The sequence below is a fragment of the Micromonospora reichwaldensis genome (genome assembly GCF_031845925.1).
In the GTDB taxonomy this organism is placed as follows: Bacteria; Actinomycetota; Actinomycetes; order Mycobacteriales; family Micromonosporaceae; genus Micromonospora; species Micromonospora reichwaldensis.
Genome location: NZ_JAVRFL010000009.1, coordinates 104,158 through 122,780 on the forward strand (window position 1 = coordinate 104,158; position 18,623 = coordinate 122,780).

General features: G+C 72.4%; 17 protein-coding genes. 8 read left to right on the plus strand and 9 right to left on the minus strand.

The window, feature by feature from the left end; all coding sequences use genetic code 11:
- Nucleotides 1-241: 241 nt before the first annotated feature.
- The 4 genes from RM555_RS09825 to RM555_RS09840 are packed head-to-tail and all read left to right on the plus strand — an operon-like array spanning nucleotide 242 to nucleotide 5,588.
- Nucleotides 242-1,567, plus strand: coding sequence for an ABC transporter substrate-binding protein (locus tag RM555_RS09825; RefSeq protein WP_311411455.1), 1,326 nt, complete (start codon nucleotides 242-244; stop codon nucleotides 1,565-1,567).
- A gap of 21 nt (nucleotides 1,568-1,588) precedes the next feature.
- Nucleotides 1,589-2,545, plus strand: coding sequence for a carbohydrate ABC transporter permease (locus tag RM555_RS09830; protein WP_311411456.1), 957 nt, complete (start codon nucleotides 1,589-1,591; stop codon nucleotides 2,543-2,545).
- Nucleotides 2,542-3,453, plus strand: coding sequence for a carbohydrate ABC transporter permease (locus tag RM555_RS09835; RefSeq protein ID WP_311411457.1), 912 nt, complete (start codon nucleotides 2,542-2,544; stop codon nucleotides 3,451-3,453). The genes RM555_RS09830 and RM555_RS09835 overlap by 4 nt, the downstream gene beginning before the upstream one ends.
- Nucleotides 3,450-5,588 (plus strand): alpha-galactosidase, encoded by a 2,139-nt coding sequence (locus RM555_RS09840; RefSeq protein WP_311411458.1) that lies wholly within the window; start codon nucleotides 3,450-3,452, stop codon nucleotides 5,586-5,588. The genes RM555_RS09835 and RM555_RS09840 overlap by 4 nt, the downstream gene beginning before the upstream one ends.
- A 443-nt stretch (nucleotides 5,589-6,031) precedes the next feature.
- On the opposite strand, the gene RM555_RS09845 is transcribed toward RM555_RS09840, so the two are convergent.
- The gene (locus RM555_RS09845) at nucleotides 6,032-7,420 is read right to left on the minus strand and encodes a cellulase family glycosylhydrolase (RefSeq protein WP_311411459.1); all 1,389 of its coding nucleotides are present in this window, start codon (nucleotides 7,418-7,420) and stop codon (nucleotides 6,032-6,034) included.
- A gap of 239 nt (nucleotides 7,421-7,659) precedes the next feature.
- On the opposite strand from RM555_RS09845, the gene RM555_RS09850 reads away from it, so the two are divergent.
- Both RM555_RS09850 and RM555_RS09855 read left to right on the plus strand, forming a co-directional pair.
- Nucleotides 7,660-8,622: a TIGR03557 family F420-dependent LLM class oxidoreductase gene (locus tag RM555_RS09850; RefSeq protein WP_311411460.1), complete on the plus strand. Its 963-nt coding sequence runs from the start codon at nucleotides 7,660-7,662 to the stop codon at nucleotides 8,620-8,622.
- On the plus strand, nucleotides 8,619-9,476 hold the full coding sequence (locus RM555_RS09855) for an alpha/beta fold hydrolase (protein ID WP_311411461.1): 858 nt from the start codon (nucleotides 8,619-8,621) through the stop codon (nucleotides 9,474-9,476). Before RM555_RS09850 ends, RM555_RS09855 begins: the two co-directional genes overlap by 4 nt.
- A gap of 303 nt (nucleotides 9,477-9,779) precedes the next feature.
- Here RM555_RS09855 and RM555_RS09860 read toward each other — a convergent pair whose 3' ends face one another.
- The 7 genes from RM555_RS09860 to RM555_RS09890 all read right to left on the minus strand — a co-directional run bounded on the left by RM555_RS09860 (nucleotide 9,780) and on the right by RM555_RS09890 (nucleotide 16,272).
- Complete coding sequence (locus tag RM555_RS09860) at nucleotides 9,780-10,586, minus strand: hypothetical protein (RefSeq protein ID WP_311411462.1); 807 nt, start codon at nucleotides 10,584-10,586, stop codon at nucleotides 9,780-9,782.
- A 252-nt stretch (nucleotides 10,587-10,838) separates the two neighbouring features.
- Nucleotides 10,839-11,642 (minus strand): endonuclease/exonuclease/phosphatase family protein, encoded by an 804-nt coding sequence (locus tag RM555_RS09865; protein ID WP_311411463.1) that lies wholly within the window; start codon nucleotides 11,640-11,642, stop codon nucleotides 10,839-10,841.
- Between the two features lie 6 nt (nucleotides 11,643-11,648).
- Complete coding sequence (locus tag RM555_RS09870; protein WP_311411464.1) at nucleotides 11,649-13,139, minus strand: phosphatase PAP2 family protein; 1,491 nt, start codon at nucleotides 13,137-13,139, stop codon at nucleotides 11,649-11,651.
- A 79-nt stretch (nucleotides 13,140-13,218) separates the two neighbouring features.
- Nucleotides 13,219-14,220: a YihY/virulence factor BrkB family protein gene (locus tag RM555_RS09875; RefSeq protein WP_311411465.1), complete on the minus strand. Its 1,002-nt coding sequence runs from the start codon at nucleotides 14,218-14,220 to the stop codon at nucleotides 13,219-13,221.
- Nucleotides 14,213-15,220, minus strand: a complete 1,008-nt coding sequence (locus tag RM555_RS09880) for a diacylglycerol/lipid kinase family protein (RefSeq protein ID WP_311411466.1) — start codon at nucleotides 15,218-15,220, stop codon at nucleotides 14,213-14,215. Before RM555_RS09880 ends, RM555_RS09875 begins: the two co-directional genes overlap by 8 nt.
- Nucleotides 15,221-15,457: 237 nt before the next feature.
- Entirely contained in the window at nucleotides 15,458-16,036 is a 579-nt protein-coding gene (locus RM555_RS09885) for a Clp protease N-terminal domain-containing protein (protein WP_311411467.1), read from the minus strand.
- Complete coding sequence (locus tag RM555_RS09890; protein ID WP_089001290.1) at nucleotides 16,036-16,272, minus strand: HTH domain-containing protein; 237 nt, start codon at nucleotides 16,270-16,272, stop codon at nucleotides 16,036-16,038. Before RM555_RS09890 ends, RM555_RS09885 begins: the two co-directional genes overlap by 1 nt.
- A gap of 119 nt (nucleotides 16,273-16,391) precedes the next feature.
- Between RM555_RS09890 and RM555_RS09895 the strand changes: the two genes are divergently transcribed.
- Both RM555_RS09895 and RM555_RS09900 read left to right on the plus strand, forming a co-directional pair.
- Nucleotides 16,392-16,835, plus strand: coding sequence for a VOC family protein (locus RM555_RS09895; RefSeq protein ID WP_311411468.1), 444 nt, complete (start codon nucleotides 16,392-16,394; stop codon nucleotides 16,833-16,835).
- Between the two features lie 60 nt (nucleotides 16,836-16,895).
- The gene (locus RM555_RS09900) at nucleotides 16,896-17,696 is read left to right on the plus strand and encodes a PP2C family protein-serine/threonine phosphatase (protein ID WP_311411469.1); all 801 of its coding nucleotides are present in this window, start codon (nucleotides 16,896-16,898) and stop codon (nucleotides 17,694-17,696) included.
- Nucleotides 17,697-17,775: 79 nt separating this feature from the next.
- On the opposite strand, the gene RM555_RS09905 is transcribed toward RM555_RS09900, so the two are convergent.
- A complete protein-coding gene (locus tag RM555_RS09905) occupies nucleotides 17,776-18,372 on the minus strand; it encodes a hypothetical protein (protein WP_311411470.1) in 597 nt (198 codons plus the stop codon).
- Nucleotides 18,373-18,623 lie beyond the last annotated feature (251 nt).

An 18,623-nucleotide genomic window follows, 5' to 3' on the forward strand; every position in this document is an offset into this window, starting at 1 on the left:
AAGTCAACATGTTCCAACATCGATCATCTTTACAACGTTTACCTCTCAACGGCCTTGTCGCGACGGGGTTGTCGGGAGATTGCCGCCCCCTTGACACCGCCCGGAGGACGAGTAGCTTGAGGCGCCACTGGCAATTCGTGTTCGCCAATGTGGATTCGCGATGGATCCGGGTGTGTGTTCACGGTTGCCGGGACACCGCCACCGACGGCCCTCGGGCACCTCTTCATCCGCAGGAGGCACCATGTCCCGTCCCCGCACCCGAGCCGAGTACCTCGCCCGGCTCGTACCCCCCTCAGTGGCCGGCCTCGACCGTCGTTCGCTGCTGGCCGGCGCGGCCGGCAGCACCGCGCTGCTCGGCACGGGCCTGCTCGCCGGCTGCGGTTCCGACTCCGGCGGCTCCGGCGCCAAGACGGTGTCGCTGGGCTCCAACCAGTCCGACCCGAAGCCCAAGGAGGTGATCGCGAAGGTCATGGACGGCTTCCGGACCTCGTCCGGCCTCGAGGTCGCCGTCAACACGGTCGACCACAACACGTTCCAGGAGAACATCAACAACTATCTCCAGGGCAAGCCGGACGACGTGTTCATGTGGTTCGCCGGCTACCGGATGCGCTTCTTCGCCGCCCGGGGCCTCGCCGGCGACCTCAGCGACGTCTGGGGCAGGCTCTCCGGGATGTCCGACGCGTTCCGCAAGGCGTCGACCGGCGACGACGGCAAGCAGTACTTCGTGCCGTCGTCGTACTACCCGTGGGCCGTCTTCTACCGCAAGTCGGTCTGGCAGCAGAACGGCTACCAGGTGCCGAAGACCCTCGACGACCTGACCGCGCTCGCCGGGGAGATGAAGAAGGACGGGCTCACCCCGATCGCCTTCGCCGACAAGGACGGCTGGCCCGCGATGGGCACCTTCGACATCCTCAACCTGCGGATCAACGGCTACCAGTTCCACATCGACCTGATGGCCGGCAAGGAGTCCTGGACCTCCGACAAGGTGAAGAAGGTCTTCGACACCTGGCGCGGCCTGCTGCCCCTGCACCAGCCCGACAGCCTCGGCCGGACCTGGCAGGAGGCCGCCCAGTCGTTGCAGCAGAAGAAGAGCGGCATGTACCTGCTCGGCCTCTTCGTCGGCCAGCAGTTCGACGGCGCCGACCTGGCCGACCTCGACTTCTTCACCTTCCCCGAGATCGACCCGGCGATCGGCGCCAAGGCCCTGGACGCGCCCATCGACGGCTACATGATGGCCCGCAAGCCGAAGCAGGAAGCCAACGCCAGGAAGCTGCTCGAGTACGTCGGCTCGAAGGCGGCCGCGGACATCACCGTCAAGAGCGACCCGAGCACGCTGGTCGCCAACAGCGAGGCCGACACCAGCGGCTACAGCGCCCTGCAGAAGAAGGCCGCCGAGCTGGTCGGCTCGGCCACCGAGATCGCCCAGTTCCTGGACCGCGACACCCGCCCGGACTTCGCCTCCACCGTGATCATCCCGGCGCTCCAGCAGTTCATCAAGGACCCGAAGGACATCGACGGGCTGACGTCGAGCATCGAGAACCAGAAAAAGTCGATCTTCACCGACTGACGGCGAGAGGGTGAGGGCACCGTGTCCGACCTGCCCCTGATCCAAGCGGATCGCGCCGCGCCGCCGCCGGCCGCGACCACCCCCACGGGTGGTCGCCGCCGGCGCGTACGGCTGCTGTCCCGCACCGACCGCGTGGTCGTCGCGCTCATGGTGGCCGTACCGCTGCTGCTCGTCGTCGGCCTGGTCTGGCTGCCGGCGGGCGCCACCGTGCTGCTCTCCGGCACCGACTGGGACGGCATCGGCCCGGTCTCCGAGATCGAGTGGGTCGGCGGCCGCAACTACGCCGACGTGGTCCAGAACTACCCGCCGTTCGTGCCGGCCGTGCAGAACAACCTGCTCTGGCTGGCGGCGCTGTTCGTGGTGGCCACCCCGTTCGGCATGTTCCTGGCCGTCCTGCTCGACAAGGAGCTGCGCGGCACCCGGTTCTACCAGACCGCGCTCTACCTGCCGGTGGTGCTCTCCCTGGCGCTGATCGGCTTCGTCTGGCAGCTGCTCTACTCCCGCGACCAGGGCCTGGTCAACGCCGTCCTCGGCACCGACGTCGACTGGTACGGCGATCCGGACGTCAACATCTGGGCCGTGCTGGTGGCGGCCGGCTGGCGGCACGTCGGCTACATCATGCTGCTCTACCTGGCCGGGCTGAAGGGCGTCGACCCGTCGCTGCGGGAGGCCGCCGCCGTGGACGGCGCGTCGGAGGGCCGGACGTTCTTCAAGGTGATCTTCCCGGTCCTGCGGCCCATCAACATCATCGTGCTGGTGGTGACGGTGATCGAGTCGCTGCGCGCGTTCGACCTGGTCTGGGTCATCAACAAGGGCCGCAACGGCCTGGAACTGATCTCGGCGCTGGTCACCCAGAACGTGGTCGGCGAGGCGAGCCGCATCGGCTTCGGCTCGGCGCTGGCCACCATCATGCTGGTCGTCTCGCTGGTCTTCATCACCGTCTACCTGGCGACCGTGCTGCGGGAGGGACGCCGATGAGCACCGCGACCGTGCCCCGGGAGAACCGGACCGCCCCCGCGACCGAACGCCGCCCGCCGTCGCGCCCGGCCCGGGTGGTGCTGCACGTGTTCCTCGCGGCGGTGGCGATCGGTTGGCTCTTCCCGATCCTCTGGGCCGTGCTGACCTCGCTGCGCTCCTACGAGTACACGGCCACCAACGGCTACGTCTCGCTCGGCGGGTGGACCCTCGACAACTACGTCACCGCCTGGCGGACCGCCGAGTTCGGCAAGCACTTCCTCAACTCCGTCTACATCACCGTGCCGGCGGTGCTGCTGACCCTCTTCCTCGCCTCGTGCGTGGCGTTCGTCATCGCCCGGTTCAGCTGGAAGACCAACATCGTCCTGCTCGGCCTGTTCACCGCGGCGAACCTGCTGCCCCAGCAGGCCCTGCTCATCCCGCTGTTCCGGCTCTTCACCCAGGTGCCGCTGCCGGCGTTCATGAGCGACTCGGAGCTGCTCTACGACAGCTACTGGGGGCTGATCCTGGTCAACGTCGCCTTCCAGTGCGGCTTCTGCGTGTTCGTGCTCAGCAACTACATGAAGGCGCTGCCGCGCGACCTCTACGAGGCCGCGATGGTCGACGGGGCCAGCGTCTGGCGGCAGTACTGGCAGGTGACCATGCCGCTGTGCCGGCCGGCTCTGGCCGCGCTGGCCACCCTGGAGGTGACCTGGATCTACAACGAGTTCTTCTGGGCCACCGTGCTGATGCGCACGGGGGACAAGTTCCCGGTGACAAGCTCGCTCAACAACCTGCGTGGTGAGTTCTTCACCGACAACAACCTGGTCTCGGCCGGCTCGGTGCTGGTCGCGATCCCGACCCTGGTGATCTTCTTCCTCCTGCAGAGGCAGTTCGTCCGGGGCCTGACCCTGGGGGCTTCAAAGGGATGAGCATCGTCCACCTGCGCCGTGCCCGGACCAGCCTGGTGCTCGACGCGCGCGGCCCGGGGCTGCCCCGGGTCGCGCACTGGGGCGCCGACCTCGGCCCCGTCCCACCCGACGACCTGCCCGCCCTGGTGGACGCCACCGTCGCGCCGGTCGTACACAGCAGCTTCGACGCGCCGACGGTGCTGTCCCTGCTGCCCGAGGCGTCCGCCGGCTGGGGCGGCCGGCCGGCGCTCGCCGGGCACCGCGAGCGCCGGGACTGGTCCACCGCCTTCCGGCTGACCGGTCTCGACGTCGCCGACGACGGCACCGGCTCCGCCCGGGTCACCGTCCGGGCGGCCGACGATGGTGCCGGGCTGTCGCTGACCGTCGAGATCGCGATCGACCCGACCGGCCTGGTGCTGCTGCGGCACCGGCTGCGCAACGACGGCGACACCGCGTACGAGCTGCGGGAGCTGACGCCGGTCCTGCCGGTGCCGGCGGTCGCCACCGAACTGCTCGACCTGACCGGCCGGTGGTGCCGGGAGCGGTCCCCGCAGCGGCACCCGTGGCCGATGGGCGCCTGGGTACGCGAGGGCCGGCACGGCCGCACCGGGCACGACGCGACCCTGTTGCTGGTCGCCGGCACGGCCGGCTTCGGGTTCGGTCACGGCGAGGTGTGGGCGGTGCACACCGCGTGGAGCGGCGACCACGTGACCTTCGCCGAGCGGCGGCCGACGGGCGAGTCCACCCTCGGCGGCGGCGAACTGCTCGCCCCCGGCGAGGTGGTGCTCGATGCGGGCGAGGAGTACGCCACCCCGCTGCTGTACGCGGTCTTCTCCGACGCCGGGCTGGACGGGCTCAGCGACGTCCTGCACACCCACCTGCGCGCCCGGCCGCAGCACCCGGCCACGCCCCGCCCGGTCACCCTCAACGTCTGGGAGGCCGTCTACTTCGACCACGACCTGGACCGGCTCCGCGCGCTGGCCGACCAGGCGGCCGAGGTCGGGGTGGAACGCTTCGTGCTCGACGACGGGTGGTTCCGGGGCCGTCGCCACGACCGCGCCGGCCTCGGCGACTGGTACGTCGACGACACCGTCTGGCCCGACGGCCTGCACCCGCTCGTCGACCACGCACGCGGGCACGGGATGCAGTTCGGGCTCTGGGTCGAACCGGAGATGGTCAACCCCGACTCCGAGGTGTTCCGCGCCCACCCGGAGTGGGTGCTGTCGGCACCCGGCCGGCTGCCGCCCGCCTGGCGGCACCAGCAGGTGCTCGACCTGGCCCAGCCGCCGGCGTACGCGTACCTGTTGGAGCGGCTGGACGGCCTGCTCGCCGCGCACCCCGGCATCGGCTACCTCAAGTGGGACCACAACCGGGACCTGACGGAGGCGGGTCACCAGGGCCGCCCCGGCGTGCATGGACAGACCCGCGCGGTCTACCGGCTCCTCGACGAGCTGCGCCGCCGCCACCCCGGTGTGGAGATCGAGAGCTGCGCGTCCGGCGGCGCCCGGGTGGACCTGGAGATCCTGCGGCGCACCGACCGGGTCTGGGCCAGCGACTGCAACGACGCCCTGGAACGGCTGGCCATCCAGCGCTGGACGGGGCTGCTGCTCCCGCCCGAGCTGGTCGGCAGCCACATCGGGCCGGAGCGCTCGCACACCACCCACCGCGTGCACGACCTGGGTTTCCGGGCTGCGACCGCGCTCTTCGGCCACCACGGCATCGAGTGGGACATCGGCGCGATCGACGCGGCGCAGCGCGGCGAGCTGGCCGCCTGGATCGCGCTGCACAAGCGGCTCCGCCCGCTGCTGCACGCCGGCCGGGTGGTCCGCGTCGACCATCCCGACCCGGCCGTCTGGGCGCACGGCGTCATCGCCCACGACGGTTCCCAGGCGGTGTACGCCGTGGCTCAGCTGGCCACCTCGGTGACCCAGGCGCCCGGGCCGGTCCGGCTCCCCGGCCTCGCCCCCCACCGCCGGTACGCGGTGCGGCCCGTCGCGGGCGTGCCGGAGCCCGCGACGCTCCAGCGGGCCGCCCCGGGTTGGCTGGCCGACGGCGGCGTGACCCTCGGCGGCGCGGTGCTGGCGACCGTCGGGCTCCAGATGCCCGCGCTGCATCCCGAGCAGACCGTGCTGCTGGAGGTCACCGCCGTCGACTGAGAGGGCGGGCGGACTTCGCAGGGAACGACCGGGGGCGGGCGGTGGCCGCGTACCGGGTCGCCGCCGACCTGACCACGAGCGTGCCCGAGCAGCGGTACCTGGCGATGCGCGCCGCCCGGCTGGCCACCGGGGCGCCCGGGCACTGACCGGCGACGGCAGGGTGTACGCCGGTACGGACGCTGTCGAGCTGCCCGCATGGACGGGGCAGGCAGTTCCGGACCCGTGGCCGTCAGCGGTCCCATGGACGGGGCAGCTCGACAGCGCGCGCAGCGACTGACCGGTGGCCGGGCCCGGTCCCCGGCGACGGGCCGCCCGCACCCCGGCTCTCCCGGACGCCAGAAGAGACACGAGAGAGACCGAGAGAGTCACGAGAGACCGAGAGGCACGGGAGAGAACGGTGGCCGGACCCCCTGCGGGCCCGGCCACCGGTGGGGCGTGAGTTGTCAGCTCGCCGTGCAGGTCACCGCGGGCGTGGCGTTGGTGCCGTTCCAGCTGGCGATGAAGCCGAAGCTGGTGCTGGCACCGGCGCCCAGCCGGCCGTTCCAGTCGGCGTTGCGGGCCGTGACGGTCGACCCGCTGCTGCTCAGGACGGTGCTCCAGGACTGGCTGACGGTCTGGCCGTTGGCGAACGTCCACTTCGTCGTCCAGCCGGTGATCGCCGCCGAGCCGGCGGTCACCTTCACCTCACCCTGGAAGCCGCCCTGCCACTGGTTGGTCACCGTGTACGTCGCCGTGCAGCCGCCCGGCGGCGGGGTGCTCGGCGGCGGGGTCGTGGGCGGGGGCGTGGTGGGCGGCGGGGTCGTGGGCGGGGGCGTCGTCGGCGGCGGGGTGGTCGGCGGCGGCGTGCTGCCGAAGACCGTCGCCTCCTTCGCGGTGGCCTTGATCCCGTTCGCCCCGTTGAAGATGCGCTGGCCCCAGGTGCTCAGCGCGGCGGGGTTGAAGTTCGTGACCATGTCGAGGTACTCGACGCCGCCGCCGTTGCCGCTCCACGACCAGCCCAGGTAACCGATCCCGTTGGCCTGGCTGTAGGAGAGGATCGTGTCCTCGTCGGGGTTGCCGTCGGAGTGGTCGAAGCCGAACTCGCCGACCACGATCGGCAGCTTGGCGGCGCGGAACCGGCCGAGGTAGTCGCTGATCTCGGCGGCGGTGTCGAAGACGCCGTACATGTGGATGGAGAAGACCGTGTTCTTCTGCGGGTCGGCCGCGAAGACCGACGCCGCGTTGTCGCGCATGGTGAACGACCAGTCCTGACCCCAGTTCGGGGCGTCGACCATGATGGTGTGCGTCAGGCCGCCCGTACGCAGCCGCTTGATGGCGTTGGCGGTGTCGGTCGCCCAGGTGCCGTAGCCCTGGTTGCCGTACGGCTCGTTGCCGATGTTGACGATGACGTACTTCTCCTGGCCGGCGAGGGCGCTGGAGACGCTGAGCCAGTAGTCGACCGCCTGGTCCAGGGTGGCCGCCCCGCTCTGCTCGCCGTAGCCGGTGGTGTCGTGCACCTCCAGCACGCAGATCAGCCGGTTGGCCTTGCACAGCGAGATGACGTTGGCGACGTCGGCGGTGTCGTTCTTCGCCCACCGCTGGCCGCTGGCCAGCACCACCCGCACCGTGTTCGCCCCGAGCGCCTTGATGTTGGCGAAGGAACTGGTCTGCTGCTGGTACCAGGTGTGCGCGTGGTTCACGCCACGCATGACGAACTCGCTGCCGTTGGCGTCGTAGAGCTTGCCGTCGGCGACGGAGAAGCCGGTCGCGGCCCGCGCGGGCTGACCGAACGCCAACACGGCGACCAGCAACGCGAGCAGGGCCGCACCGGCGGCGGAGAGTCTCTTCTTCATGGCCTTCCTCAGAGGGAGGACCCCCGCTGCCCAGGTGGGGGTGGGACGTCACAGGGGATGGCGGCTGCAGCCCGACAGCCGCCGCCCGGCTCCCGGCGGCGCAGGGATCAGCGTAGGCCGGTCGGGCCGGTCACGCAATGAACCGGTTAAGCAGCGGACCGCCGACACCGGACGCGAGGGTTGACCCGACCTGGCAGGGGTATCCGGGGATGATCCGCCCGGGTCGGAGGGAGACACCCATGGTCAACGTCGGCTACACCCTGATGTGCGAGCAGGCCGGTCCCAAGCAACTGGTCGACTACGCGGTGCGGGCGGAGGCGGCCGGCTTCGACCAGCTCGTCATCTCCGACCACTACTACCCCTGGCTGGACTCCCAGGGCCACTCCCCGTACGCCTGGTCGGTGCTCGGCGCGGTCGCGCACGCCACCAGCCGGGCGGAGCTGATGTCCTTCGTCACCTGCCCGATCCGCCGCTACCACCCGGCGGTCGTGGCGCAGAAGGCCAGCACGGTCGGGGTGCTCTCGGACGGCCGGTTCACCCTCGGCCTCGGCGCGGGCGAGAACCTCAACGAGCACGTGGTCGGCGGCTGGCCGCACGTGCAGCAGCGGCACGAGATGTTCGAGGAGGCCCTCCAGATCATCCGGCCCCTGCTCAACGGGGAGACGCTGACCTTCTCGGGCAACCACTACGACGTGCCCGACGCCTACGTGTGGGACCGGCCGGCCCGCCCGGTGCCGATGGCCGTCGCCGCCTCCGGCCGCCAGTCGGTCACCCTCGCCGCCGAGTACGGCAACGGCCTCGTCGCGACCGAGCCGGACCCGCACATCATCGAGATGTACGACGAGGCCGGCGGCGCCGGACAGCCCCGCTACGGGCAGGTGGCCATCTGCTACGGCCCGGACGAGGCGGAGTGCCGCAAGATCGTGCACGACCAGTTCCGCTGGTTCGGGATGGGTTGGAAGGTCAACGCCGACCTGCCCGGGCCGGAGTCGTTCGCCGCCGCCACCCAGTTCGTCCGCGAGGAGGACGTGGCCGAGGGGATCTCCTGCGGACCCGACGTAGACCGGCACGTCGAGGCGTTCCGCAGGTTCGTCGACGCCGGCTTCACCCACGTGGCGATCGTGCAGGTGGGTGGCGGGACGCAGCCGATGTTCCTGGACTGGGCGCAGGAGCAGCTCCTGCCGAGGCTGCGCGAGCTGTGAGGGCGGCACCCGTCCGGCGTCCCCGGGTGACCCCGCCGGGCCGCTTCGGTCCGGCGGAGCTGCGCCTCGCGCTGGCCGCCCCGAAGCCGGCCGCCGGGCTGACCAGCGAGTGGCGGCTGGTCGACGGGATCCGTACGCACACCCGCCGCGCCGGCGAGCCCGGCACCGCCGCCACCCCGGTCGTGCTGGTGCACGGGCTGGCCGTGTCCCACCGCTACCTGACCCCGCTCGCCCTCGCGCTGGCCGACACCCATCCGGTGTACGCGCCCGACCTGCCCGGCTTCGGGCTGACCGAGCGCCCCGACCGCGCGTACGACGTGCCCCGGCACGCCGCGCACCTGGCCGCCTGGCTGGCCGCGTACCGGATGCCGCCCGTCTGCCTGCTCGGGCACTCGTTCGGCGCGGAGGTCGTCGCGGCGCTCGCCGCCCGGCACCCCGACGCGGTCGCGGCGGTGGTGCTCGCCGGCCCGACCAGCGACCCGGCCGCCCGGTCCCGGCGGGGACAGTTCGGGCGCTGGCTGGTGGACACCCTGCGGGAGGCGCCGTTGCAGGCGCCGATCCTGCTCCGGGACGTCCTCGACGCCCGCCCCTGGCGGGTCCACGCGACGCTGTCGCACTCGGTGCGCAACGGTATCGAGGCGGACCTGGTGAGCATCGCCGCGCCCACCCTGGTGGTGGCCGGCTCCCGGGACCCGGTCGTGCCGCCCTCCTGGCGCGCGCAGGTGGGCCGGCTGGTGCCGCACGCCCGTACGGTCACCGTGCCGGGTGCCGCGCACAACGTCGTGACCACCGCGCCGGCACAGGTCGCCGACGCGGTCCGCGCCCTGCTGGCCCCCACACTGACGAACAGGTGACGACATGCGTATCGGCAACACGGAGATCCGGCCGGCCGGCGGCGGCCTGGGCTGCCTGCTGATGATCCTCTTCTCGATCGTCGCCTCGGTCGTCCTGACCGTCCTGCTGAACCTGCTCCTGTAACCCGGCTCCGGCTCCGGCTCCGGCTCCGGCTCCGGCTCCGGCTCCGAGATCTTGGTACGGGAGTGCCCCTGGAGGGGCCGTTTCTTGCCAAGATCTTGCTCGGGCACCGCTCGTCGGGGCACCGCTAGTCGGGGCAGCGCTCATCGGGTGCCCTCCGCCGTCGTCGCGGCGTCCGTGGGTCAGCCGCGCAGGCCGAGGGCGGTCAGCGTCTCACGGGTCGCCTGGCGGACCGGCTCCACGACGGCTCGGCGCACCCAGCGGACGGCCGGTGAGACGGTCGCCCGCCACGCGGCGGCCACCGCCCGGCCCACCGGGCGGACGGCGTGCCGCCACAGCCAGCGCGCCCCGAGCACGAAGGGCCGCAGCGTGAGCGCGTAACACCACCAGAGCAACCGGCCGGCGGCCCACCACGCCCAGCCGAGCGCGCCGAGCAGCACCCGCCCCACCGCCGCCAGCCACCGCCCGATCGCCACGAGCCCCGCCACCAGCCACCGGCCGACCGCCGCGAGCCCCGCCGCCAGCAGGCGTCCGAGCGGCGCGAGGAGCCGGGCCAGCCAGCGCAGCGGCACCCAGATCAGGTGGTACGCCAGCCAGGCCAGCGGTATCCACACCACCGTCCGGGCCAGCCAGGCCAGCCCCCGGGCGAGCCACACCAACGGCACCCAGACCAGCGTGCGCAGCAGCCAGGCCAGGCCAAGGCCGAGCCAGCGCAGCAGCCAGGCCAGCCCACGCCCGAGCCAGCTCAGCGGCACCCACACCAGGATCCGCAGCAGCCAGCCCAGCGGGCGCAGCAGCCAGCGGTCCAGGAACCGGCCGAGCGGCGCGAGCAGCCAGCGGTGCAGCCACCGGCCGACGGCGGCGACCACCTCCCAGGCCAGCCGGAAGGGCACCACCACGACCAGCGCGATTCCCCGGACGACGGCGACCAGCAGCGGGGTGGGTGGGGACCCGGCGTTCCCCGGGTCCGCGCTCGGCGAGTCGATCACCGGCTCACGGTAGTCAGCACCGGCAACGCGCCGCCCTCCCGGCCCTCGGGGACGGACCGGGGTCGCCCGGTCAGGCCGGGCGGGGCGGGCGGTCAGACGGGGCGGGCGGTGAGGGCGAGCTGGGCGGGCGCGGGCAGAGCGGCCAGGCCGGGCGGGCACGCTAGGGCAGGGCGGCCAGGCCGGGCGGGCACGCGAGGGCAGGGCGGTCAGGGCGGTCAGGGCAGGCAAGGGCAGGCAAGCAGGGCAGGGCGGTCAGGCGGGGTCGAGGTCCAGGTCCGCCACGACCGGATAGTGGTCGGAGGCGTACTCGGTCTCGCCGCCCCGCAGCACCCGGCAGTCGCGCACCCGGCCGGCGAGCGCCGCCGTGCCGAGCAGGTAGTCCAGCCGCATGCCGGAGAACTCCGCCCCGCCGCCGTGCCGGGTGGGCGCGGTCAGCCCGCCGTCGGGTGCCCCCGCCGTCGCGTACAGATCGACCAGACCGGCGGCGAGCAGCCGGGCCACCGCGCGGGTCTCCACCGTCCGCCCGTCCCGGCGCAGGTGACGGCGGCGGTACGCGGCCGGGAGCCGGGCGATGCGGTCGGTGTGGTCGGCGACCGGGTCCAGGGTGTTCAGGTCCCCGGCCAGCAGTCCCAGCTCCCCCGGCGCCCGGCGCAGCGCGGCGGCGGCCCAGCCCGCCTCGACGCGCCGCCGCAGCCCCGAGTACGGGTCGAGGTGGACGCTCAGCACCGTCAGCGGGCCGGCGGTGGTCGCCACGGTGACCCGCTGCGCGGCATGGTGGAACGGCCGGCGTACCCGGGTCGCGGCGAGGGCGCGCAGCGGCGGGCGCAGCAGCACCGCCACCGGCTGGCCGAAGCAGGAACGGGCCAGGTGGGGGCGCATCCCCACCCGGCCCGCGAAGTCGGCGAGCACGTCGCCGGAGTCGAAGTGCCGCAGTTCCTGCAACGCCAGCACGTCCGGCCGCTGGTCGGCGACGACCCGGACCAGCAGGTCCCGGCGGTCGGCGCCGCCGGAGTCCCGTCCCCCGGTCCGGATGTTCCAGGTCATCGCCCGCAGCATCGGCGGTCAGTCCGCCCGACCGGCCTTGGCCAGTTCGTCGTCGAGGGTGTGCACGTCCTCGGACTCGATGCTCGGCCGGTTGCCCTCGTGCACGTCCTCGTTGGGGCGGACCACCCAGTAGAGCAGCCCGATCCAGAGGGTGGTGAGGATGATCGCGCCCATGAAGTCGGTGGGGTGGTGCATCCCCCGGTACATCCGGCTGATGGCCACGCCGGCCGGCATCACGACCGCCAGCGCCACGAAGACCCACCGCCACCACCGGTCCGTACGCGGAAAGACGATCACCGCGATCGCCACCCAGACGCAGAGCGTGGCGGCGATGTGGCCGGACGGGAAGGAGGAGGTCGGCATCGGCCCGTCGAGGTTGCCGACGGGCGGGCGCGGCCGGTCGACCGCGGCGGCGGAGGCGAGGAAGAGGCTCAGCTCGCCGAACATGGTCAGTGCCACGAAGAGCACCGGCCGCCAACGCCGCCACACGGCCAGCACGACCGGGCAGAAGACCAGCGAGATGAGCAGGATGGCGTGGGTGTCGCCGACCTTGCTCCACCAGTAGCTGAAGTCGTCCCGGCCGGGGGTGCGGTGCTCGGCGAACCACCTCGGCACGTCCGTGTCCAGGGTGGCGAAGAAGGTGCCGCCGGCGTGGTAGCTGACGAACATGCCGAAGCCGTAGAGCGCGCCGAGGATCAGCACCCAGCCGACGATCAGCTCGAACACGGCGGCCCGGGGGTGCGGCAGCAGGTGCGCCTCGTCGGGGGCGGGCGCCACGTCGTGCGCGGCCTCCGGCTCCAGCCCGTCGGTCAACGCCGGGACCGGCCGGCCGCGCTCCAACCGCCAGAGCCGGAAGGCGTACGCGGTGACGCCGAGCCAGGCGGCGCCGAGCAGCCAGGCCCCCAGCACGTCCGAGACGAAATGCACGCCCAGCGCGATCCGGGTCAGTCCGATGAGGAAGACGACGAGGGCGACCAGGGCGATCGCGGGCTTGCGCCAGCGACGCGACATGGCCGGCAGGAAGACCAGCAGCAGCGCCCCGTACGCGACCATCGAGCCGAGCGCGTGGCCGCTGGGGAAGCTGTCCCCGGCGTACGTGCCGATGGGCACGTCCACCTCGGGGCGCAGCCGGTCGACCAGGGTCTTGAGCGCCGGGTCGAGGACGAGCGCGCCGACGCCGGTGACGATCAGGAACACCGCGAGTCGACCCTGCTTGCGGATCAGCAGCCCGATCACGGCGACCGACACCAGCCAGATGATGACGGCCCGCCCGCCGAGGTCGGTGAGCGCGTTGAGCACGGTCACCAGCGGCCCGTGCGGGGCGACCAGGTCGTTGAGCCAGGCGGCCACGCCGTGGTCGACGTCGTAGAGCGGGGACCACCGGGTCCGGACCAGCACGAGGAGAATCCCGAACCCGACCCCGGCACCGAGCACGATCGCCAGGCCGGCGAGCGTACGCTCGGTGAAGTGACCCAAGGGTCGTCGCAACGCCTCTTTGACCGCGCCCACGGCAGCCTCCCTCTCGCTTCTGGCGTGCCGCATTACCCGATCGGCGTTCCGCGTACACCGAGGCATGTCCGATGCGGAGCTAGAGGGAGCTCATCTCGCCGGTGTCGTTGATCTCCTGGCGCTCGGTCTCGGGCTCCCATAGGTCGGGCTGGGCGGGCTCGCGCACCCCGATGCGCAGCGCCTCCAACTGGGCGGCGAAGGAGAGTCCACCGAAGAGCGCCATGCCGGTCAGGTTGGCCCAGAGCAGCAACGCCATCATCCCGGTCAGCGCCCCGTACGTCTGGCCGAACCCGCCGCTGAACCGCACGTACGCGGCGAGCAGCAGGCTGGCCAGCCACCACAGCGCGGTGGCGATGCCGGCGCCGAAGAAGAGCCAGGACAGGCCGGGCTGCTTGCGGCGGGGGGCGTGCCGGAAGATCACCGCGACGGCAAGGACGGTCAGCCCCAGGCTGAGCGGCCAACGCACCACGTTCCAGAGGCCGTTGGCGAACTCGCCCCAGGCGTAGTGTCGCTGCACCGAGTCGCCCATGGGGCCGCCGCCGACGAGGATCAGGAACCCGGTGAGCGCCGGTACGCCGGCGGTGAGGGCGAGGACGCTGGCGCGGACGTACTTCCACAGCGCGGGCCGGTCCCGCTCCACGCCGTAGATCCGGTTGGCGCCGCGCTCGATCTGGGCCATGGTGGTGGTCAGCGCGACCAGGCCGGTGAGCATGCCGAGGCCGAGCGCCAGCTCCCCGGCGCGTTCGGTGCGGTCCCCCTCGCCGAGCAGCTCGGCCACCATCGGTTCGCTCGCCCCGGGAGTGAGGGCCAGGACCGTGTCGGCGACCACCCGGCCGCCCTCCTCCACGCCGAGTTCGCTGATCAGGCCGGTCAGCGCGATCAGGAACGGCACCACGGCGAGGCAGAGTTGCAGCGCGAAGGCGCGCGAGTGGCTGAACCCGTCGCCGTAGCGGAACCGGATGAACGCGTCGCGCAGCAGGTGCCAGCCGCCCTGCCGGCGCAGTGTGTGCCAGGCGTCGTCGGCGTTGAGTTCCTCGTCCGACATCAGCCGGGTCTCCGGCACGATGCGGGTGCTACTCACGGCGGGCTTCCTCGATCAGCTGCTCACCACGCTCGGCGGCCGCCTTCGCGTCCTCGGCCAGGTCGGGATCCTGCGCCGGCTGCGGCACGCAGAGCCACAGCGCCCGCCGCCGGATCTCGGCCTTCAGCGTGCGACCCGGCTCGATGAGATCGCCGTCGAGCTCCCGGGGCTGGGCCCGGTTGCTGGTGATCTCCACCCGCCTGGCCTTGAAGACCTCCATCCGGGGGACGCGGTCCTGCCGGCGTACGACCGCCCAGCCGAGCGCCAGCCAGTGCCGCAGCGTACGCGGGGTGAGCACCGCGACGTCGAGGTAGCCGTCGTCCGGTTCGGCGTCGGTGAGCAGCCGCACCCCGCCCTGGAGGCGGCCGACGTTGGCGACGAGGACGGAGCGGGCCCGGCGGCGGATGGGCTGCTGGTCGTCGATGCGGATGGAGACCCGCATCGGCCGGTCGCGCAGGTGCCGGGCGGCCCCCACGACGTACGCCGGCCAGCCGATCCGCTTCTTGGTGGTCTCCGAGGTGTCGGCGAGCATCTGGGCGTCGAAGCCCATGCCGGCCATCACCGTGAAGTAGTGGTCCTCGACCGCGCCGACGTCGAGCAGCCGGCGGCCACGCTCGACGGCGACCTCCAGCCCGGCGGCCAGGTCAGCCGAGAGGCCCAGGTTGGCCGCGAGGAGGTTGCCGGTGCCCTGGGGCAGCACGGCGAGCGCCACCTCGGTGCCGACCAGGCCGCTGACGCAGGCCATCACGGTGCCGTCGCCGCCGCAGGCGAAGACGACGTCCACGCCGGCCTCGACCGCCTCCTGCGTCTGGCCGCGGCCCGGGTCCTCGACCGTGGTCTCGAACCACAGCGGCTCGGGCCAGCCGGCCGCGGCGAGGGCGTCGTGGACCGTCTGACGCAGTTCGTCGAGGTCGGCCACCTTCACCGGGTTGACCACCACGGCGGAGCGCAGGCCACCGCCGTCGGGTGCCGCGCGTCGCTTGTCCTGTCGAGGGTCCACGGCGCCAGTGTGCAGCAGATCCGGCACGGCAGCGAGCCGGCGGCGCGGTGATGTTACGCGCAGCGCAGACACGTTTGCCCCCGCCCGGGACCGTCCCCCACCGCCCGCCCCACTCCCACCCCCTCCTCACCCCGCCGATCATGAGACGGCGGTCCTTGAGATCGACTTCTCCGCCAACCTCATGATCGTCGGGCCGGGGCAGGCCCGGGCCCTGGGCGAGGTGAGGTGGGGGTTTGGTCAGGCGGGGGTGCGGAGGGCGGCCTCCACGCGGCGGCGCAGGTCGTCGAGGTCGGCGCCGGCCTCGGTGAGCACCCGGGCGCCCAGCCCATGGCCCTCGCGGAGCACGCCGAGCAGGATGTGCTCCGTGCCGATGTGGCGGTGGCGCAGTCGCAACGCCTCCCGCAACGCCAGCTCCAGCACCTTCTTGGCGCGCGGGGAGAAGGGGCCGCCCGCGTACCGCCGGCGACCCCAGCGGCGGCGCGGTGCCGGCGCGGCCTCGCGCAGCGCGTCCGGGCCGAAGGACTCCTCGATCCGGGCCACGATGGCGGCCAGGTCGATGCCGATCTCGTGCAGGGCCGCGGCGTCGGCGTCGGCGAGGCCGGTGGCTCCCCGCACGGTGTGCCGGCGGACGCGGGCCCGCAGGTCGTCGGCGCGGAGGCCGGCCTCGGCGAGCACCCGGGCGGCGAGGTTGTCGCCGTCGGAGAGCAGGGCGAGCAGCAGGTGCTCGGTCCCGACAGGCCGCTCGCCCTCGGTCCGGGCCTCGTCCCGGGCGTCCCGCACGACCGTGCGGGCCCGGTCGGTGAACCGTTCGAACATCACGCCTCCCAGGAGGATCCGACCGCCGGACGACCGGCGTGCTTCTTGTGGACCGCCTGCCGGCTGACCTCGAGCTCGTCGGCGATCTCCTGCCAGGACCAGCCCTGTCGACGGGCGTTGTCCACCTGGACCACCTCGAGCCGTTCGAGCAACCGGCGCAGCGCGCGGACGGCGCGCAGCCCGACCCGGGGGTCGGTGCTGCCGGCTGCCGCCGCGAGTTCCGTTGCCTGACTCATGTCGTCAACTTACGTTGACATCACCGCAGTGTCAACCCATGTTGACACCTTCGTCCGAGCCACCGGGTACGCAGCGATACCGGGGAGACGACGGAAGACCCCGCCTCTATGGTGGATCGATGACGTCGGTCAAGCAGGTCAAGCAGGTCCAGGTCACCTTCGACTGCGCAGAACCTGAGCGCGTCGCTCGTTTCTGGTGCGAGGCGTTGGGATACGTCGTACCGCCGCCACCGGAGGGGTTCGCCACCTGGGACGACTTCGATCACGCGCTGCCGCCTGAGCGGCAGGGCTCCGCGTTCGCATGCGTCGATCCCACGGGTGTGGGCCCGCGACTGTTCTTCCAGCGCGTACCCGAAGGCAAGGTCGTCAAGAATCGGCTGCACCTCGACGTGCGGGTCGGCACCGGGCTCGTGGGTGAGGAGCGCGTGGCCGCGCTCGAGGCCGAATGCGCACGACTGGTCGCGCTCGGCGCGGTACGCGTGCGGCTGCTGACTGCCGACGGCTACGACGAGTCGTGCCTCGTGATGCAGGACGTCGAGGGCAACGAGTTCTGTCTCGACTGAGTGCCCGCGACCGGGGCGACCCGGACCACCTGCCCCGGCAACCCACAGTACGATCCGCCGGTGCACTCCTCCCCCGGCCGACGCGCCGAGGTCACCGCGTCCGCTGACGTGCGCCGCCTCCCGCTCGGCGAGGTCACGCTGGAGTTCGCCGGCGGCAGCGTGGTCGGCAACCGCTACCCGGCCAACTTCGACGTGCTGCACGTCGACCCCGCCCTGCCCTTCGCCGCCGTCGTCGACGGCATGGGCGCCGGCGAGGGCAGCCGCCGGGCCGGCACGACGGCCATGGGCACCCTCGTCGCGCAGGTCCGGGCCGCCTGGCCCGCGGTCGACGCGCGCCGGTTGCGCGCCGCCGTGGCCCACGTCCAGTCAGCCGTACGCGCCGCCGGCGCACAGTTGGCCGAGCTGACCGGCTGCACCCTGACCGCCCTGCTCGTGGAGCCCGACGGCGGGCAGGGCTGGCTCGTCCAGCTCGGCGACTCCCGCGCCTACCGCCTGCGCGACGGCCTGCTGGAACTCCTCACCGTCGACCACACGGCGGCCTGGCTGGGCGTACTGCACGGCTGGTACCCGGTCGGCTCCCCCGCCGCCGATCGCGCCCGCTACCAGCTCACCCGCTACGCCGGCCATCCGGACGAGCCGGAGGTGGACCTGCTCGCGGTGTCGCTGCGCCCCGGCGACGTCTGGCTGCTCTGCACCGACGGCGTCAGCGACCAGGTCGACTATCACCTGATGCGGGAACTCCTGGCGGCACCGCGACCGGAGGAGGCGGTGCGGGACCTGCTCCACGGCACCCTGGAGGCCGGCGGCGACGACAACGCCACCGCCGTGGTCGTCCGGGTCCACGCCACGGCTCCCCGCTGAGGGGGTCCATCCGCCACGGACGCCGCTGGCCGGCACCCCGGTTGGGGGTGCCGGCCAGCGGGCGATGTGGCTACTGCTGTCAGCTGTTCCAGTGCTCGGCCACCAGGTCGGCGGCCTGCTGCTCCCACTGGGCGTAGTGGTCCGGGTACGCCGACACCTGCACCGTCTGCGCGGCCTTCGTCAGCGGCATGTCCTGCCACCCGTCAACCTGCTTCAGACCCTTCAGGAACGCCATCGTCGAGTACTCCGGATCGGTGATCTGCTCCACCGTGCCCCAACCCGAGGACGGACGCTGCTGGAACAGGCCCTGCGAATCGTGGTCGTTGCGATCACCCAGATGACCCAGGTTCTCCAACTTCGACTCCTGCAACGCGGTCGCGATCGACACCACCGCCGCACGCTCGTCCATCCCGGCCTTCTTCGTCGCCGCGATGATCGCCTTCACGTTCGCCACCTGCTCATCCGACAGGTCGACACGCGACTGCGCACCCTGCACACCATGCGGCACCAGCTTGCCCATGTCCGGCTTGTCGGCCTGCACCGCAACCGCCGTGATCGGCGAGCCCGCCTCGACCTCGACACCGGAGTTGGCGTGGTTCAGCGGACCCGCAGCCAGACCACCGGCGACCGCCAGACCAGCAATACCAAGAACGCTCTTACGCATGATCGTGTTCATCGGAAACGCTCCATTCGGGGGTCGGCACCCACACGCCGAAGGGGGATCGGCTTCACGCGGGTGCAAGCACCGTCCGGCGCCCATACGAACTCACGGGGGATCTCCAGCGAAACCTGGAGAGGATCTCCGACGATCAAGCCGGAGTTGCAAAGTTCAGAGGGAAGATCAGCTCGGCCGTGCCGGCCGGATGTCCGACCCGTGCGGGCCGGTAGAGCGGGGCCGGGGCTGTCGTGCGGGGCGAGGGGTTGCCC

Bases quoted from the DNA above. Each gene is read 5' to 3' on its own strand.
- RM555_RS09825 (WP_311411455.1), top strand. From the start codon at position 242: ATGTCCCGTCCCCGCACCCGAGCCGAGTACCTCGCCCGGCTCGTACCC.
- RM555_RS09835 (WP_311411457.1), top strand. From the start codon at position 2,542: ATGAGCACCGCGACCGTGCCCCGGGAGAACCGGACCGCCCCCGCGACC.
- RM555_RS09840 (WP_311411458.1), top strand. From the start codon at position 3,450: ATGAGCATCGTCCACCTGCGCCGTGCCCGGACCAGCCTGGTGCTCGAC.
- RM555_RS09845 (WP_311411459.1), bottom strand. From the start codon at position 7,420: ATGAAGAAGAGACTCTCCGCCGCCGGTGCGGCCCTGCTCGCGTTGCTG.
- RM555_RS09850 (WP_311411460.1), top strand. From the start codon at position 7,660: ATGGTCAACGTCGGCTACACCCTGATGTGCGAGCAGGCCGGTCCCAAG.
- RM555_RS09865 (WP_311411463.1), bottom strand. From the start codon at position 11,642: ATGCTGCGGGCGATGACCTGGAACATCCGGACCGGGGGACGGGACTCC.
- RM555_RS09885 (WP_311411467.1), bottom strand. From the start codon at position 16,036: ATGTTCGAACGGTTCACCGACCGGGCCCGCACGGTCGTGCGGGACGCC.
- RM555_RS09890 (WP_089001290.1), bottom strand. From the start codon at position 16,272: ATGAGTCAGGCAACGGAACTCGCGGCGGCAGCCGGCAGCACCGACCCC.
- RM555_RS09895 (WP_311411468.1), top strand. From the start codon at position 16,392: ATGACGTCGGTCAAGCAGGTCAAGCAGGTCCAGGTCACCTTCGACTGC.
- RM555_RS09905 (WP_311411470.1), bottom strand. From the start codon at position 18,372: ATGAACACGATCATGCGTAAGAGCGTTCTTGGTATTGCTGGTCTGGCG.